Source organism: Dehalobacter sp. (assembly GCF_030063005.1).
Lineage (GTDB): Bacteria > Bacillota > Desulfitobacteriia > Desulfitobacteriales > Syntrophobotulaceae > Dehalobacter > Dehalobacter restrictus.
The window spans coordinates 145,802-161,754 of sequence record NZ_JAPDHR010000015.1 but is presented as its reverse complement, the minus strand read 5'-3'; the positions used below and the strand labels follow the sequence as shown (position 1 = coordinate 161,754).

Annotated in this window: 16 protein-coding genes, 5 tRNA genes and 1 pseudogene; all 22 read left to right on the top strand. The window is 45.3% G+C overall.

The features are described 5' to 3' along the window. Positions 1-327 precede the first annotated feature (327 nt). The 22 genes and pseudogenes from OKX56_RS05305 (at position 328) to scfB (ending at position 15,866) form a co-directional block, all read left to right on the top strand. Positions 328-425 (top strand) — tRNA-Sec (locus tag OKX56_RS05305). Positions 426-446: 21 nt separating this feature from the next. Continuing rightward, a complete protein-coding gene (locus OKX56_RS05300; RefSeq protein WP_019224911.1) occupies positions 447-1,112 on the top strand; it encodes a CvpA family protein in 666 nt (221 codons plus the stop codon). Between the two features lie 18 nt (positions 1,113-1,130). Next, complete coding sequence (locus OKX56_RS05295) at positions 1,131-1,334, top strand: DUF951 domain-containing protein (protein WP_015045000.1); 204 nt, start codon at positions 1,131-1,133, stop codon at positions 1,332-1,334. Between the two features lie 27 nt (positions 1,335-1,361). Next, on the top strand, positions 1,362-2,462 hold the full coding sequence (gene ychF / locus OKX56_RS05290) for a redox-regulated ATPase YchF (RefSeq protein WP_019224912.1): 1,101 nt from the start codon (positions 1,362-1,364) through the stop codon (positions 2,460-2,462). Between the two features lie 136 nt (positions 2,463-2,598). Continuing rightward, positions 2,599-2,883, top strand: a complete 285-nt coding sequence (gene rpsF, locus OKX56_RS05285; protein WP_015044998.1) for a 30S ribosomal protein S6 — start codon at positions 2,599-2,601, stop codon at positions 2,881-2,883. Positions 2,884-2,901: 18 nt separating this feature from the next. Then, complete coding sequence (locus tag OKX56_RS05280; RefSeq protein ID WP_019224913.1) at positions 2,902-3,306, top strand: single-stranded DNA-binding protein; 405 nt, start codon at positions 2,902-2,904, stop codon at positions 3,304-3,306. A gap of 20 nt (positions 3,307-3,326) precedes the next feature. Further along, complete coding sequence (gene rpsR, locus OKX56_RS05275) at positions 3,327-3,572, top strand: 30S ribosomal protein S18 (RefSeq protein ID WP_015044996.1); 246 nt, start codon at positions 3,327-3,329, stop codon at positions 3,570-3,572. Positions 3,573-3,720: 148 nt separating this feature from the next. Next, positions 3,721-4,044: a MazG-like family protein gene (locus tag OKX56_RS05270; protein ID WP_015044995.1), complete on the top strand. Its 324-nt coding sequence runs from the start codon at positions 3,721-3,723 to the stop codon at positions 4,042-4,044. Positions 4,045-4,059: 15 nt separating this feature from the next. Beyond that, positions 4,060-5,007, top strand: a complete 948-nt coding sequence (locus OKX56_RS05265; protein WP_019224914.1) for a DUF2232 domain-containing protein — start codon at positions 4,060-4,062, stop codon at positions 5,005-5,007. Next, positions 5,004-5,450 carry a 50S ribosomal protein L9 gene (gene rplI, locus OKX56_RS05260; protein ID WP_019224915.1) on the top strand — a complete coding sequence of 149 codons (447 nt, stop codon included), beginning with the start codon at positions 5,004-5,006 and terminating at the stop codon, positions 5,448-5,450. The genes OKX56_RS05265 and rplI overlap by 4 nt, the downstream gene beginning before the upstream one ends. A 33-nt stretch (positions 5,451-5,483) precedes the next feature. Next, positions 5,484-7,400 (top strand): Lon family ATP-dependent protease, encoded by a 1,917-nt coding sequence (gene lonC, locus OKX56_RS05255; protein WP_019224916.1) that lies wholly within the window; start codon positions 5,484-5,486, stop codon positions 7,398-7,400. Positions 7,401-7,419: 19 nt separating this feature from the next. After that, the gene (gene dnaB / locus OKX56_RS05250) at positions 7,420-8,748 is read left to right on the top strand and encodes a replicative DNA helicase (RefSeq protein ID WP_015044991.1); all 1,329 of its coding nucleotides are present in this window, start codon (positions 7,420-7,422) and stop codon (positions 8,746-8,748) included. A 154-nt stretch (positions 8,749-8,902) separates the two neighbouring features. Beyond that, positions 8,903-10,186: an adenylosuccinate synthase gene (locus OKX56_RS05245; RefSeq protein ID WP_019224918.1), complete on the top strand. Its 1,284-nt coding sequence runs from the start codon at positions 8,903-8,905 to the stop codon at positions 10,184-10,186. Between the two features lie 129 nt (positions 10,187-10,315). Next, positions 10,316-10,391, top strand: a tRNA-Lys gene (locus OKX56_RS05240). A 588-nt stretch (positions 10,392-10,979) separates the two neighbouring features. Further along, positions 10,980-11,424: pseudogene (locus OKX56_RS05235) on the top strand (DUF3102 domain-containing protein); the annotation flags it as partial. Between the two features lie 165 nt (positions 11,425-11,589). Beyond that, a tRNA-Glu gene (locus tag OKX56_RS05230) sits at positions 11,590-11,665 on the top strand. A gap of 45 nt (positions 11,666-11,710) precedes the next feature. After that, positions 11,711-11,786, top strand: a tRNA-Phe gene (locus OKX56_RS05225). Positions 11,787-11,915: 129 nt separating this feature from the next. Continuing rightward, a complete protein-coding gene (locus OKX56_RS05220; protein ID WP_019224919.1) occupies positions 11,916-13,196 on the top strand; it encodes a M14 family metallopeptidase in 1,281 nt (426 codons plus the stop codon). Positions 13,197-13,329: 133 nt separating this feature from the next. Further along, positions 13,330-13,404 (top strand) — tRNA-Gly (locus OKX56_RS05215). 142 nt (positions 13,405-13,546) lie between these two features. Then, positions 13,547-14,122: a hypothetical protein gene (locus OKX56_RS05210; protein WP_019224920.1), complete on the top strand. Its 576-nt coding sequence runs from the start codon at positions 13,547-13,549 to the stop codon at positions 14,120-14,122. A gap of 14 nt (positions 14,123-14,136) precedes the next feature. Next, positions 14,137-14,277: a six-cysteine ranthipeptide SCIFF gene (gene scfA, locus OKX56_RS05205; protein WP_019224921.1), complete on the top strand. Its 141-nt coding sequence runs from the start codon at positions 14,137-14,139 to the stop codon at positions 14,275-14,277. 149 nt (positions 14,278-14,426) lie between these two features. Beyond that, positions 14,427-15,866: a thioether cross-link-forming SCIFF peptide maturase gene (gene scfB, locus OKX56_RS05200; RefSeq protein WP_019224922.1), complete on the top strand. Its 1,440-nt coding sequence runs from the start codon at positions 14,427-14,429 to the stop codon at positions 15,864-15,866. Positions 15,867-15,953: the final 87 nt, after the last annotated feature.

Below are 15,953 nucleotides of genomic sequence, written 5' to 3'. Positions count from 1 at the left end.
TGTTTATATGCTTATTAGATTGGACACGACGCTCAGGATCCGCAGCAGGTGCATTATATTTATATATACAGTCTTTTTGTTGTATTACTGATAGATTTTAAAGTCAGTACTATTTAATAGAACTATAAAGTACAGTATATTTACATGCAAATATTAATGAATAAAGACACTGATATTTTATTAGTATTTAAGTGTAAATATTATAATGAATTTGGATGAACAAGAAAAATAATTTTAAGAGCGTCAAAGAATTGCCAAAGAATAAGACAAAGGTTCACATTCGAAGCATTAAGTGTTAAAATGATTCAGCAGACTCTAAAAGGTCTTGGGGATATATAGCGGCTGGTGTCGTTCCCGGACTTCAAATCCGTGTGTCGGGACGCAGAACGTTCCGAGGTGTGTTCGATTCGCACATATCCCCGCCATTCTGTAAAGGAGAGCGTAGCGTGAATACATTTGATTATGTAATGCTGGCGCTGCTGGTTCTGGGAGGCCTAATCGGGTTTCGGAAGGGCCTTATTACCGGTTTATCAAGATTTATCGGAAAGATCGCTGCGATAGGCATTGCGGTGTTTTTTTACAAACCATTTCTGAACCTATTGGAACCCGTTTTAGGGCTTGAAGCAAAACTGGAGCCCAAAATCGGAAATTTTTTGACCAAAATTGCTGAAAGCAAAGCATCCGGGACAGATCCCTACGGTGCCGCTGACAGCATCAGGCAATCCATGATTGGTCAGGCCACACCTGTTTTGACAGATTATGTCCTGAAGATTGGTGCTGTCCTGCTCTTGTTTATTTTAGCAGCATGTATCATTAATCTTATCATCGCTTTGGTCATTACCCCTATAGCAAAAAACTTAAGTTTTATCAACCGAGGGGGAGGACTGCTTTTTGGTTTACTGAGTACCTTTGTCGTGATTTCTCTGGTCCTGGGGTTGTTTTCACCGTTGTTAAGCACCGGTGACTCCGGATTGCTTAAGACGGGTAGCTCCTTGCTTTATCCCTGGTTTATGCAAGGATACGATCTGATTTTATCAGGGATTTCTGTTTTTGCGGGGGATATTCTGAATAATCCTCTGGATTCTATACCTTTGCTGAATGGGCTGGTTTGAAAGAGAGGCTGAATGACTATGGATCTTAATGTAGGAGATATTGTCAGGCTCAAAAAGGCCCATCCCTGTGGCAATACAGAATTTAAGATCATGAGAACAGGTATGGATTTTCGGATTGAATGTCTGAAGTGCGGGCATCAGACCTGGATAACCAGGGCAAAGCTGGAAAGGAATATTAAAAAAATCCTGACGGCAGAAAACAGTCAGGGGATCTCGGACTGATTTAACTAGAATTTGAGGGGGAAAAACATGTCTCTGCATGTAGGAATAGTTGGGCTGCCCAATGTCGGCAAGTCAACACTATTTAATGCGATAACGAAAGCCGGAGCAGAATCGGCCAATTACCCGTTCTGTACTATTGATCCGAATGTCGGAATTGTACAGGTACCGGATTTTCGGTTAAAAGCACTGGCTAAAATTGTGAACCCGCAGCAAATCGTTCCGGCAGTTGTCGAATTTGTCGATATTGCCGGTCTGGTAAGGGGTGCAAGTAAAGGTGAAGGACTAGGCAACCAATTTCTTTCCCATATCCGGGAAGTGGATGCCATTGTTCATGTTGTACGTTGTTTTGAAGATGATAACGTTGTTCACGTCGAAGGTAAAATTGACCCGGAACGGGATATTGAAACGATCCGGATGGAATTGATCCTGGCAGATATGGAAACCGTATACCGCCGTCAGGCCAAGCTGGTCGGAATGATCAAATCCGGGGATAAGAAGGCCAAATTCGAAGCTGAGGTATTAGAAAAGCTCGTGAAAAAATTTGACCAGGGGATACCGGCTAATTTGGTTGGTTTCTCTGAAGAAGAAAAAGAATTGCTGAACAGTGTCAGTCTGTTGACCCTAAAACCGGTGATTTATGCCGCGAATGTTTCTGAAGCGGAAGCTTCTAACGGGGAAAATAACGCCAATGTCCAAAAAGTACAGGAAATAGCCAGACTCGAAAATGCTGAAGTCATTCCTGTTTGCGCCAAGATTGAAGCAGAAATAGCAGAACTTGAAGAAGATGAGAAAGAAATCTTTATGGAGGAACTTGGGCTCACGGAATCTGGACTTGATCGGCTGATCAGGAGCGCATTCAAGCTGCTTGGACTGATAACTTTCTTTACGGCAGGTCCTAAAGAGGTAAAGGCTTGGACGATCTGCCGGGAAACCAAAGCGCCTCAGGCGGCAGGTACGATTCATTCCGACTTTGAGCGGGGTTTTATCCGGGCAGAGGTCGTCAAATATGAACATTTTATGGAAAATAACGGTCTGAATGGAGCCAAGGACAAGGGCTTGGTTCGGTTAGAGGGCAAAGAATATGTCGTTCAGGACGGCGATATTATGCATTTCAGATTTAATGTCTAGATGAAAGGTTCTCAGAACTAGCAAAATCATCATTATTTGCAAATGACATAAGGAAGTGTTATAATATCGTGTTGTAGCATAATAACCCTGCTCCACACTCGAGGTGGGGCCATTTAGTCCGAGGGGAGGTGCATTTATGCAAGCGTACGAAGTGATGTACATTATAAGACCGGATCTCGATGATGAGGCTTCAAAAGCAAATGTTCAAAGATTTGAAGAGATCGTCAATGCCAATGGTGGTACAGACCTCAAGGTTGATATTTGGGGTAAAAGACGCCTGGCTTACGAGGTTAAGAAGTTCAATGAAGGTGTTTATGTCCTGATGAACTTCAACGGTGAAGCACGTACGGTTGATGAACTGGAAAGGCTGATGAAAATTTCTGATGCTGTGATCCGGTTTATGACAACCAAGAAGGAATAACGATGCGGAGGGTTTAAGATGTTGAATCGTGTAGTACTTATCGGGCGATTAACGAAAGACCCTGAGCTACGCTATACACCAAACGGTGTAGCTGTTGCATCTTTTACGCTAGCCGTCGACAGGAATTACAAGAACAGCCAGGGCGAGAAGGAAACGGATTTTATTCCATGCGTTGTTTTTCGCCAGTTAGCTGAACTCTGCGCGAACTATTTGGCGAAAGGAAGACTGGCTGCAGTAGATGGCAGGATTCAGGTCCGCTCTTATGACGGTCAGGATGGGCAAAAAAGATGGGTGACAGAGGTCTTGGGAGAGAACGTCAGATTTTTGAGTCCCAAAGACAATAATGCCGGAGCATCTTCAGCTCAAAATGATTTTGGTTCTTTTGCTCATGAAGTTAGTCTAGATGATGATATACCATTTTAGTATGAAGGGAGGAGCGTTCATTGGCAAACGCTGCCGTAAAAAAGGAACGGGGACGCCGTCCGCGTAAAAGAGTATGCAGTTTTTGTGTTGATAAAGTTGAGAGCATCGACTACAAAGATACACAAAAATTACGTAAATATATTACTGAGAGAGGCAAAATTCTGCCCCGTAGAATCTCAGGCAATTGCGCTAAACACCAGAGGCAAGTCACGATTGCCGTTAAACGGGCTCGCAGCATCGCGTTGCTGCCCTACATGATTGACTAGTAAAAAGGGAGCAACGCTCCCTTTTTTTATTTCATTTCCTTAAATTTAGGCAACAGGGCAAGTTTTCTTTGTTCTGGGAAAAGTAGAAGAAGGAGTTTCAGCTTGATTTCGCGAAATCTTACATTACTTTTTTGCAGGAGGTATTGTTGTGGAGTCTGTTGCTGCGATCAATATTGATATCGTAAAATCCTCGAAAGCCATAGAGGAATTAAAAGTGGAGCTTCTCAAAGCTCAGTGGCTGGTCCAGCAGGGGACTTTAAGTGCTTCCCAGGAACAGCTTCTCGATAGTATGGCCGGCCTGGTCGGTTTAAGCTATTTGCTTACCCGCAGGCTTGGCTTTGACTATTCCCGTTTGGACAGGGTTTTGTTTAATAAAATGTCCCGGTGGCAGCGGGAAGATTTCCTTAGTCTCGAAACTGAATGGGGTGACCTGAGTCTTTTGCTTGGTTATCTTGTTCCCGAGGAAGACTGAACAGGAGAAAATTAAATGGTTATAAGTGATAAGGATGCACTTCGGTATGTATCCGGATTGATCGTATTGTTTCTTCCCTTACTTGCGTCTTTATTTGACTTCTGGAGCTGGATCGTCGAGGTATTATTGATTTTTTTCGTTTTATTTCAGACCAGAAGTACCGGCTGTCGAAAAACGGCTATTTTTTTAGGAATTGGTTATATTTTAGCTTTTATTCCAGTTGGAATCAGTGGAATCTCCCTGATTGGATTTGCTCCCTGGGCAGGGATTTTGTTGGTTGTCATAAAAGAAAAAGGGTTTTCTACCAGTCAGAGTATATTCTGGAGTTTGCTGCTGGCTGCGCTCATTGGGGCATTACCGGTCATTCCTTCAGTCAACCAGGCCCTTCAGCCCGAGAATCTGGAAAAGAATATTGTTACAGTTCTTCAGTTCTATGAGCAGCAAGGCCTGTTCAGTGCTTTTCAGGAGCAGGGGATTTCAATTGAGCAATTTGAAAGCACTCTCCGCACCATGGTTCCGGTCTACTATCAGTTAATGCCTGCTTTTGCCGGGATATTTGCGATGCTTGAGGTTGGACTGGTCTACCTGTTTTTCAGGATATTTTCTTTCGGGAACAAACTTAAGCCTTTTTCTTTATGGAGGATGCCCTGGTATGCGGTGTGGCTGGCAATTATCGGGATTGCTGCCTATTTGGGCGGAGACTACTTTGCCAACAGTATTCTGAGAATAACCGGAATGAATGTGATGGCCGTTGCAGCTTCGATAACCAGTATTATTGGGCTGTCCTGCCTGGCTTATTTGATCAAAAGCTTGAAGTTTTCCCATCTGCTGATCTGGATTATTGTAATTATGGTGGCTTTCGTTTCACCGTTCTTTTTCATATGTCTAATATTTACGGGGCTTTTTGATTTAGTATTTAATTTCCGAAAGATCCCCGAAAAAATGGAGGAACAAAAACCGTGAAGGTAATATTAAAAGAAGATGTCAAGGCACTCGGTAAAAAGGGTAAAGTATGCGAAGTCTCAGATGGCTATGCCCGTAATTTTCTGATCCCGCGCGGACTCGCAGTTGAGGCAACTCAGGGAAATGTTCAGGACCTGGTGCATAAACAAAAACAGGAAGAACTGCGCAAACAGAAAGAAAAACAAGCGGCGCTGGATCTTTCCCAAAGAATCGAGAACATGGATATCATTGTCAAAGTGAAAGTCGGTGAAAAAGGCCGTTTATTCGGTTCGGTAACGAATAAAGAGATCGCCGAGGTATTGGAAAAGGAATATCAACTCAAACTAGATAAAAGAAAAATTGAAGTCAAGGAACCTATCAAAGGATTGGGAGAATATCAGGTTACGGTAAAGCTTCATTTTGAAGTAACAGCAAATCTGAAGATAAAGATAGAAGCTCAGTAAGACCGAAGAGTAAAGCACAAGGATGTGACCAGCGTGAAAGGCTTATTTAAGAAATTTTTACAACAGGAGGGGCAGGAAAATCACGAGAAATATACTGCGGAAATTGCGGATGGACAGTTAAAACTGGAGATAGACGCGCTGTATGTCGTGCTTTCCAACCTATACGGAACAGATAAATTAATTTTAAAGGCGAGCAAGCTGGAGGCTCTTACCCTGATGCGTTCCGACAAGCTCGAGGAACGGGTATTGGGCTTGCAAAAGCTTGTCAACGATGATCCCACGGACAAACCGGCGCCGGACCTGCAAGATATTCCGGCAATTCTGACGGAGGTTGAAGAGCAGATTGCCGAGACGGTTGCGAAGCGTTCCGTAGAAGACCGTTTAAATCAGGCGGTTGCCGAGAAAATGCAGGAGCGACACGAAGAATATATCAAAGAGATCAAGACCCAGGTTCTGAAAGAGACAGGAGGTCCTGAGAATGCGCAAACACTCCGAAAGCTTGCGCAGCTGGAAAAGATGAAAGCAACAAAGCCGGTATCCTCCGCAATTGAAATCCTGAGACCGCAGACGACGGAAGAAATTGTCGGACAGGAAAGCGCCTTGCAGGCCCTGCTGGCAAAGCTCGCGACGCCTTTCCCCCAGCACATTCTGATTTATGGTCCGCCGGGAGTCGGCAAAACATCAGCAGCCAGGGTTGCACTGGAAACCGTCAAAAATTTTCCGGATTCTCCTTTCAGTAAGGATGCGCCGTTTATTGAAGTTGACGGTACGACGCTGCGCTGGGATCCGCGAGATGTCACCAATCCTTTGCTTGGTTCAGTTCACGATCCGATTTATCAGGGTGCGAAAAGAGATTTGGCTGAGACCGGTATCCCCGAGCCCAAACTGGGCTTGGTCAACGATGCTCATACTGGCGTTTTGTTTATCGATGAAATTGGAGAGATGGATCCAACGTTGCTGAATAAGCTGCTGAAGGTCCTGGAAGATAAGCGGGTTCATTTTGAGTCTTCCTATTATGATCCGCATGATCCTCAGATTCCTTTATATATCAAGAAGATTTTTGATGAAGGAGTTCCCGCGGATTTTGTACTGATTGGAGCCACTACGAGAGAGCCGCAGGATCTGAACCCGGCCTTGCGCTCCCGCTGTGCCGAAGTCTATTTTGAGCCTTTGGAACCGGCCCATATCACCCATATTATCAGACAGGCAGCCCTGAAACTAAATGTGCAGTTGGAAGAGAATGTACCGGAAATTATCAGTGAATATATGATTGAGGGACGAAAAGCGAACAGCATCCTTTTGGATGCGTATGGTCTGGCCAGGTTTAGGAATCCCGGTAAGAAGGAAGTCTTGATTTCGGAAGACGATGTCAGAGAAGTGCTCAGGTCAGCCAGACTGACTCCTTTTGTTCAAAAACGGGTAACCGCCGGCAAGGATACCGGCAGAATACTCGGACTGGGGGTATCGGGATTTCTTGGCTCAGTTCTGGAGATTGAGGTGAAAGTATTCAACGGGGAGACCGGCAAAGGAAGTATCCGCTTTAATGAGACGGCAGGTTCAATGGCCAGGGACGCAGTGTTTAATGCCGCAGCTGTAATTCGGAGCCTGACAGGAGAAGACTTGAAGAACTATGACCTCCATGTCAATGTGGTTGGTGGTGGCAGAATAGACGGGCCCTCAGCCGGACTTGCCACGACCATGGCGATTTACAGCGCCTTGAAGCAACAGCCTCTGAGAGGAGATGTAGCCGTGACCGGTGAAATCTCAATCCAGGGAAAAGTCAAACCGGTTGGTGGCATTTACGAAAAAATATTTGGGGCCAAACAGGCCGGTGTAAAAACAGTGATCATTCCGACGGAGAATCGCGGAGAAGTTCCTGCAGGATTAAAAGGAATTGAAGTCCTTGCTGTTGAAAATATAGAGGAAGCTATAAAAATTGCACAAGCCTAGCAAACGAGGAGAAATGAGCATGGAACTTTTGAAAGTTCCTCCCCATAATCTTGAGGCTGAACAGGCTGTTCTGGGCGCGCTGATGCTTGATCCCCAGAAGGGCAGTACTGTATTCGAGATTCTACGTCCGGAGGATTTCTACCGCGATAATCATAAAAATATTTACCTGGTCATCAGGGATATCTTTGAAAAAGGGGACCCTGTTGATTTGGTTACAGTGGCTGAGAACTTAAGGCAGGCAGGCAGGCTGGAGAGCATCGGGGGAATTGGAACAATCTCTCAGATCGCCGGATCTGTGCCTTCAGCGGCCAACGTGGAACATTATGCCCGGATTGTGGCGGAAAAAGCCCTGCTCCGTCAGCTGATCCGCATTGCCGGCTATATTGAAGAAAAAGGGTACGAAGCGGGAGAAGAAGCCCTTAGTTTATTGGAGGAAGCCGAAAGACTGATCGTAGAAATCTCTCAAAGACAGTCCAAGGAAGGTTTCGTTACGATCCGAAGCATTCTCCTGAAGACATTTGACAAGATCGAATACCTCTATTCCAATAAAGGAAACCTGACAGGGGTTCCGACCCATTTTCGGGAGTTGGACCGGATCACTTCCGGCTGGCAGGCTTCCGACCTGGTTATTATTGCCGCCAGACCATCGATGGGCAAAACGGCACTTGTCCTGAATATGGCACAGAATGCTGCGGTAAAATCCAAGGTTCCTGTAGCGTTATTCAGCCTGGAAATGTCCAAAGAGCAGCTTGTCCAGCGTATTCTTTGTTCGGAAGCGATGGTAGATCAGCAGCGGGTCAGGACCGGCGAACTATTGGACTCAGACTGGCCAAAGCTTACCCAGGCTGTAGGTCCGCTGTCCGAGGCACCAATCTTTATTGATGATACCGTTGGGATATCCCTGGCAGAGCTTCGGTCCAAAGCTAGAAGATTAAAAATGGAACAAGGACTTGGACTGATTATTATTGATTATCTGCAGTTAATGACCGTCGGCAAGAAGGTAGAAAGCCGCCAGCAGGAAGTCGCCCAGATTTCCAGAGGCTTAAAAGGCGTTGCACGTGAACTATCCGTGCCGGTTATTGCCCTGTCTCAGCTTAACCGCGGTGTTGAGCAGCGTCAGGACAAGCGGCCACTGATGTCCGACCTTCTGGAATCCGGATCGATCGAGGCTGATGCCGATCTTATTTCTTTTATTTACAGGGATGAATACTATCACCCTGATTCGGAGAAAAAAGGTATTGCTGAGATTATTATTGCCAAGCACCGCAATGGTCCTGTAGGTACAGTTGAGCTTGGGTATTTGAAGGAATTTACGAAATTTGTTAACCTCGATAAGAATTATGGTTAATACACGATAAGATTATCGTTTATATTTGGTTGTATCAAATATTCGAACATTTAGCCTAGGAATACAGCAAATGTTCGGATTTTATTGACAAACAGGGGCGATCGTTGTTAAGATGAAGTTTGGATTGAAGTCGTGATGGAATGGGGGATTTGCATTGGCGGCAGTCATACTGATCGGCACCCAGTGGGGTGACGAAGGAAAAGGTAAAATAACAGACTTTCTGGCCGAAAAAGCCGACATGGTAGTCAGATATCAAGGAGGAAACAACGCCGGACATACGGTTGTAATTAATAAGGAGACTTATAAACTCCATCTGATCCCTTCCGGGATTTTTTATCCTGAAAAGGTCTGCGTAATTGGCAATGGCCTGGTTATTGACCCGAAGGTATTGATTGAAGAACTTGAGTATCTCAAGGACAAGGGCGTAAGCACAGACAACCTTAGAGTCAGCGGTAATGCCCACGTGATCATGCCCTACCATCGCATTCTCGATGTGCTTGAGGAAGAGTATAAGGGAGACCAAAAAATTGGAACAACCAAACGCGGTATCGGTCCCGCTTACAAGGATAAAGCTTCCCGTACTGGAATCAGGGTGTTGGATTTCCTGGATAAGGACGAGCTGGCAGCGAAGCTGCAATATAACCTTAAAGAAAAAAATTTGTTGATTACAAAGGTGTATGGACAGGAAGCGCTCAGCTATGAAGCTGTGCTTCAGGAATGCCTGGAATATGCGGAGAGGATCCGGCCTTATGTCGGCGATTCTTCTCTGGAAATTAACCATTTCTTAAGTGACGGGAAAAAGGTCCTGTTTGAAGGCGCTCAGGGAACGCTTTTGGATTTGGATCATGGAACGTATCCGTATGTCACTTCTTCCAACCCTGTGGCAGGGGGAGCCTGCATTGGTGCAGGAGTAGGACCAACCCGGATCAACAAGGTTGTCGGTGTTGTTAAAGCCTATACGACCAGGGTCGGCGAAGGACCGTTCCCAACGGAATTGACCTGCCAGACAGGGGAACTTATCCGGGAAAAAGGCGGAGAGTATGGGACAACAACCGGACGGCCGCGGCGCTGCGGCTGGTTAGACGCTGTCATTACCCGTTATGCGGTGCGGATCAGCGGCATTTCTGATTTTGCATTTACCAAACTGGATGTCCTGACAGGAATGGACACGTTAAAGATATGTACAGCTTATCGCTACAAAGGTGAAGTTCTTCATGATTTCCCGCAAAGTTTGAAAGTCCTCTCCGAATGTGAAGCGATCTATGAAGAAATGCCGGGCTGGCAGGAAGATCTGACGGAGATCAGCGAATATAGCCAGCTGCCGGAGCAGGCCAAGAATTATATCCATCGCTTGGAAGAACTGACAGGTGTTCCGGTTACCATGCTCGCTGTTGGGCCTGGCCGCAATCAAACGATTACGCGGGGTAATATCTTTTAAGGATTTTGATAATGAATCTGAATGTACTTTAATTTTTTCGGATTAATTCCTGGTTCCGAGATGTCAAGGATATTAAAGTTTTACTTGACAGTCCGGGGACTGAAATGATAGAATCATGAATTGTGGCCTGGGCCATTAGCTCAGTCGGTAGAGCACCTGACTTTTAATCAGGGTGTCCCGCGTTCGAGTCGCGGATGGCTCACCATTTATGTTGAAAATGCTTGTATCCGTAAAGGGTACAGGCTTTTTGCATTTTTTGGACGCAGACACCATGACTCGGGGAAGAGACGCTGACGAATAAAGACCATGTTTTTTCGCTTGCGAATTTGAAAGGATCTTGGTTACAACGTTCTTTAAATAAGCAAATATATGCAGCCCATAAGTATCTAGGGTTGGTCTGGGTGTCACAATTCCGCTTTCGGCAGATAGCGCCCTCCATGACGCTAACAGCCGCGCTCCGCATCCATGCTCCGCTTGACGCTGGAACTTGTGGCACCCAGACCTAATATGGGGTAATCAGGCTTGAATGAAATTATTTGAGCAATGAATTTAAGAATGTTGTACTAGATAATGATATAAGGGAGTATTCGATGCATCTGCTTAAGGAATAAATAGGGCTTGCAAGCTCTAACTAAATTTGGTATTTAGAAGTTTAACAAATCAGAACAAGCTATAAAATAGGTGATTGCGGCAAGAGCCAAGGCGATTTTGATAGGTTTATACCCAAGTCTTCACCATTTGAAGCCCGTCTACGTATGCTGTAATTAAAGCTACCAAAAAGGCGGGAATCAAAATGAATGAACCAATCACTGAACGCACGCCGCTTGTCATCACGGCTGAGATTAATAGGATAAAACAACAGACTTGTAAAATCATGCTTACCAGTGCCATCGAGGTTGGCAAGCGACTGAAGGAGGCCAAGGCACTGCTCCCGCATGGAGAATGGGGAAAATGGCTGGTCGAATCGGTGAGCTATTCCCAGCGTACAGCCAACAGGCTGATGCAGCTCTTTGAAGAATATGGTATAAACTGTTCGCTTCCACCGGTGACAGCGGCAGGTTAAATTCGTCAGCGCTGACGAATTTAACCTGCTACCAGGCTCTTCTCCTTTTGGGGATTTCGGAAGATGAGCGGGAGAAAAGAAAGAGCAGGCTCAAGTCACGCCTATACCAAATAATCCTGGGGAAATCAAAATAGAATATGTAACCGTCAAACCAACACCTTTATCCGGGAGTCGCTTTGGCCTGCTTCACCACTGGATATGCATTTCCGGAGCGTAAGAAAAAAACAATAAAAACCTAAAAAAGTTCTTTACTATTTGTCATATTATCTGTATAATACAGAAACATGAGCGAAAAAATTGGGTGAAACCATTATAGATGGTTCACGAACGTATCGCCTATGGCCCGTTGGTCAAGCGGCCTAAGACACCGCCCTTTCACGGCGGTAACACGGGTTCGAATCCCGTACGGGTCACCATATTTCAAAATTAAGCTGAGTTTTGATAGATTGATAATCGATCACGCCTCGGTAGCTCAGTCGGTAGAGCAGAGGACTGAAAATCCTCGTGTCGGCGGTTCGATTCCGTCCTGAGGCACCATACGTCCTGTAAAGCGAGTTATAACGGTTTTTTACTGTTAAGGGCTCGTTTTTGTTTTTGCCGCAACCCTACACACATCCTTTCGAATCCCCATAGATTATAACAACGAACATAGATGGGGGGATTTAGGTGCGCGTACTTAAGATCGGAGTCAGAGGAAATGATGTGATGGAAGTTCAAGCTTTGCTCAAAAAGCTGGGCTATGATCCGGGGACGGTAGACGGAGTATTCGGAACAAATACAGAGCGAGCGGTGAAGCAGTTTCAGGCGGCCAGTGGTCTCCAAGTAGATGGAATCATTGGTCCAATCACTTATCAAAAGCTCTTGCCGTTACTGAACGGCTACATAATGGTTACGGTTGCTGCGGGAGATACGTTATATCAGATTGCCAACCGTTATAAAATCAATACTCAGCGGCTTCTGGCAGCAAATCCCGGGGTCAGTTCTGACAATATAAGATTAGGACAACAGTTGACTGTGCCCTATGCTTTTGATGTTGTCGATACAGACCTCAATTATACCTACGAAATCATGCAGCGGGATATTGCCGGGTTACAGAAACGCTATCCTTTCCTGGAAACCGGGGTTGCCGGGAAAAGTGTTCTCGGGCGGAATCTTTACTATCTGAGGCTGGGTAATGGACCGAATCAGGTATTCTACAATGCGTCGCATCATTCACTGGAGTGGATCACAACGGTTATGCTAATGAAGTTCTGTGAAAATTATCTGAAAAACTATGTGGACGGAACTTCGGTCAGGGGATACAATATAAGAGAGATATGGAGCCAAAGCTCAATTTATTTAATTCCTATGGTGAATCCAGATGGTATTGATCTGGTTTTAAACGGACTTGAAATAAATCACCCTTTCTACACATCTCTTCTGAAATGGAATGAAGGCCGGATGAATTTTGGCCAGGTCTGGCAGGCCAATATTCGTGGCGTAGATCTGAACCACAATTATGATGCATCCTGGCAGTTGTCGAAACAAGCGGAAGCCAGTCATGGGATAACCGGGCCCGGCCCGACCAGATTTTCAGGGACAGGTCCGGAATCCGAGCCTGAATCCAAAGCAGTTGCAGACTTTACGAGAAATCATAATTATAGACTTGTCCTGGCCTACCACAGCCAAGGCAGGGTGATCTACTGGAATTACAGAGGTCTGGCTTCGGCCAGGGACCGGCTAATTGCACTCAGTTTAGCAGAAAAAAGTGGCTATGCGCTGGAAGAAGCGACCGGAATAACATCGTATGCAGGCTATAAGGACTGGTTTATCGAAAAATACCGAAGACCGGGCTATACGGTTGAGGTTGGGCTTGGCCGAAATCCTTTGCCGATTTCTCAATTCGCGCAGATCTATCGGGAGAATGAGGGAATGCTGTTACTGGCGGCGCTTGTTACTGCAGGCTAAGAAAAAGGATGGTGAAGTGCTGAAACTGGTGGTGAAGGATGGAGACATGATGGTGTAGGATAGAAAAATGATGGCCTCTTGACGAATGAGAGGATAATAAATATAATAATAGTTACCTGAAAAAATACCTTATGCGGAAGTGGCTCAGCGGTAGAGCATTGGCTTCCCAAGCCGAGGGTCGCGGGTTCGAATCCCGTCTTCCGCTCCAATTTAAGAATATAAGGCCAGTTTTAAGCTGGTTTTTTTATCGAAAAAGCTAATTAATGGTATTTTAACGGGACGCGATGTATAATAAAAATCACATGAGGCTTTAGTGAGGCGTTAAGCCGAAAGGAGCTGAAAGGAAAAGAATGTTATCTGACTCTGATAGCCGAATGTTTCGCAAGAAGGGCAAGTTCAAGAAAATTGTGGCAATATTGACCATTGTGATCATGACAGCAGTATTAGGCGGATGTAATTCATTGGATGATGCGGTAGCGAAAGCGAAGCCGCTTATTCCCAAAGGATATGACTTGGTAAAAGTTGAACAAGTCAGTGATAATTCAGGGATTGTATTTTACACGTTTGAAGAAGAATTAAGCACAGGAATATTCACAAAAAACAGTTTTGGCTGGAAATGGACAGGAAGTGCGGTTGGTAAGCTTGTCACTTATCCCGACGGCCTACAGTGGCGATATGCGGATCTTGGAGAAGATGGCACCCAATATTCGGTCTATTACGGCAAGATAACGAATAAGGATATTGTACGTGTAACTGTTACGACGATCGGCGGGGAAAAGGTCCAGGGGAAAATTGTTAACACCGATCAGCTGAGATTATGGTATGCGTTTGTCAGTAAACCGCAGGTCCCATCGGTAAGCGCAGATATCACCGGATACTCCGCTGAAGGAAAGGTCATCTACTTGTTCAGTCAGCCTAAACAATAATAAGGAGGATACGCATGGCTAAACATATTCAGACAGTCATTAAGGGGAACTTAGCCTCAACAGCCAAAACCGGAGGATGCGGAAAATGCCAGACATCTTGCCAATCGGCTTGTAAGACATCTTGCACAGTTGGCAATCAGGTTTGTGAAAAATAACAGGAACATCATAGAAGACAGACAGACGGTTATTTATAAAGGGGTTCTGTAAAAAAGCTTGGCGTCAGCCAAGTTTTCTTTTTTCATAAAGGTATTTCAATGGTATAATTGTTCTGAAAACTATTACGATGGGCAGAGGATACAGAAACATGAAATTGACGAACTACAATATAGCAAAAAATGTACATGTGTATACGCAAGGGAAACTTCAGATTGCCTACGATGTCAATTCGGGGTCGCTTCATGTGATTGATGACAAGACATATGCTTTTATTCAGGAATTGATAACATATCAGCAAAAGAACAGTTTGGAAGATTCAGAAGAGATGCTGGACAGTTGCGGGTATAATCTTTCTTCTGAAGAAAAGCAGGAAATCCTGGTAGAATTGAAAGTGCTTCAGGATCAAAAGCTGTTGTTTTCCTGCGAGCCCGAAGAAACAATACTGCCGTTTTCTGACCGGCCGGTGATCAAGGCGATGTGCCTGCACGTTGCGCATGACTGCAACCTGCGCTGCAAATATTGTTTCGCGGGAACAGGACCTTTCGGCGGTAACCGCGAATTGATGAACGTTAAGACAGGCAAGAAAGCGTTGAAATTTTTATTGGACCACAGCGGAGACCGGGGACATTGCGAGGTTGATTTCTTTGGCGGCGAACCGCTGATGAATTTGCCGGTTATCAGGGAATTGATTGTTTACGGCCGGGAGATAGCCGCTCAGGCCGGTAAAAAGATCAAGTTTACACTGACGACGAATGCGGTTCTGATGGATGAAGAGACAGCCAGATTTTTGGAAGACGAAGGAATCAGTGTTGTACTGAGTCTGGACGGACGCAAGGAAGTAAACGATAGAATGCGGCCTTTCCTGAACGGAGCCGGAAGTTATGACCGGATTATGCCGCAGATCCTTAAATTTACGGAAATGCGGCCGGAGACGTCGCGTTATGCTGTCGGCAATTATTTTTATGTCCGGGGAACCTATACACGTTTCAATAAAGACTTCTACAAGGATGTCCTGCATATGGCGGACAGCGGCATCCGAAGGATCTCTGTGGAGCCGGTGGTAGCTTCTCCGCAGGAAGTGTATGCTTTCAGAGAGGAAGATCTGGCAGAAATCAAAGAAAGCTACGATATTTTAGGAGAAAAAGTGCTGGAATATCGCGAGGCAGGGAAAGAATTTGTCTTTTTTCACTTCAATGCAGGCCTTGATGAAGGACCTTGCCTGATTAAGAGGCTGTCGGGCTGCGGGGCCGGACATGAGTATGTAGCCGTCTCACCGGAGGGGGATATTTACCCCTGTCACCAGTTTGTCGGACAGGAAAAATATAAAATGGGATCTGTGAATGATCTGAACTGTGAACTGAAGGAAGAAATTGTTCAGTCCTTCCGCCAGGCGCAGGTCTATACGAAGGAAGAATGCCGCGTCTGCTGGGCACGCTTCTCATGCAGCGGCGGATGCCATGCAGCCAATGAAGCTTTCAGCGGGGAACTGACAAAAGTGTATCCGATGGGATGCGAGCTGCAGAAAAAAAGGCTTGAAGTCGCGTACTATCTTAAAATCATGGAAGCCAAGCAAAGGGTTCTTATTTAACAAGAGAACCCTGGCACAAAGGAAGAGTTTCTTTGACTCTTTTGTTTCTAAGGAAAGATTAATTAAACCTTCCTATTATTGATAATA

What these genes read in the sequence shown, in the direction of transcription:
- OKX56_RS05295 (WP_015045000.1), top strand. Translation starts at nt 1,131, where the DNA reads ATGGATCTTAATGTAGGAGATATTGTCAGGCTCAAAAAGGCCCATCCC.
- ychF (WP_019224912.1), top strand. Translation starts at nt 1,362, where the DNA reads ATGTCTCTGCATGTAGGAATAGTTGGGCTGCCCAATGTCGGCAAGTCA.
- rpsF (WP_015044998.1), top strand. Translation starts at nt 2,599, where the DNA reads ATGCAAGCGTACGAAGTGATGTACATTATAAGACCGGATCTCGATGAT.
- OKX56_RS05280 (WP_019224913.1), top strand. Translation starts at nt 2,902, where the DNA reads ATGTTGAATCGTGTAGTACTTATCGGGCGATTAACGAAAGACCCTGAG.
- OKX56_RS05265 (WP_019224914.1), top strand. Translation starts at nt 4,060, where the DNA reads ATGGTTATAAGTGATAAGGATGCACTTCGGTATGTATCCGGATTGATC.
- dnaB (WP_015044991.1), top strand. Translation starts at nt 7,420, where the DNA reads ATGGAACTTTTGAAAGTTCCTCCCCATAATCTTGAGGCTGAACAGGCT.
- OKX56_RS05210 (WP_019224920.1), top strand. Translation starts at nt 13,547, where the DNA reads ATGTTATCTGACTCTGATAGCCGAATGTTTCGCAAGAAGGGCAAGTTC.
- scfA (WP_019224921.1), top strand. Translation starts at nt 14,137, where the DNA reads ATGGCTAAACATATTCAGACAGTCATTAAGGGGAACTTAGCCTCAACA.
- scfB (WP_019224922.1), top strand. Translation starts at nt 14,427, where the DNA reads ATGAAATTGACGAACTACAATATAGCAAAAAATGTACATGTGTATACG.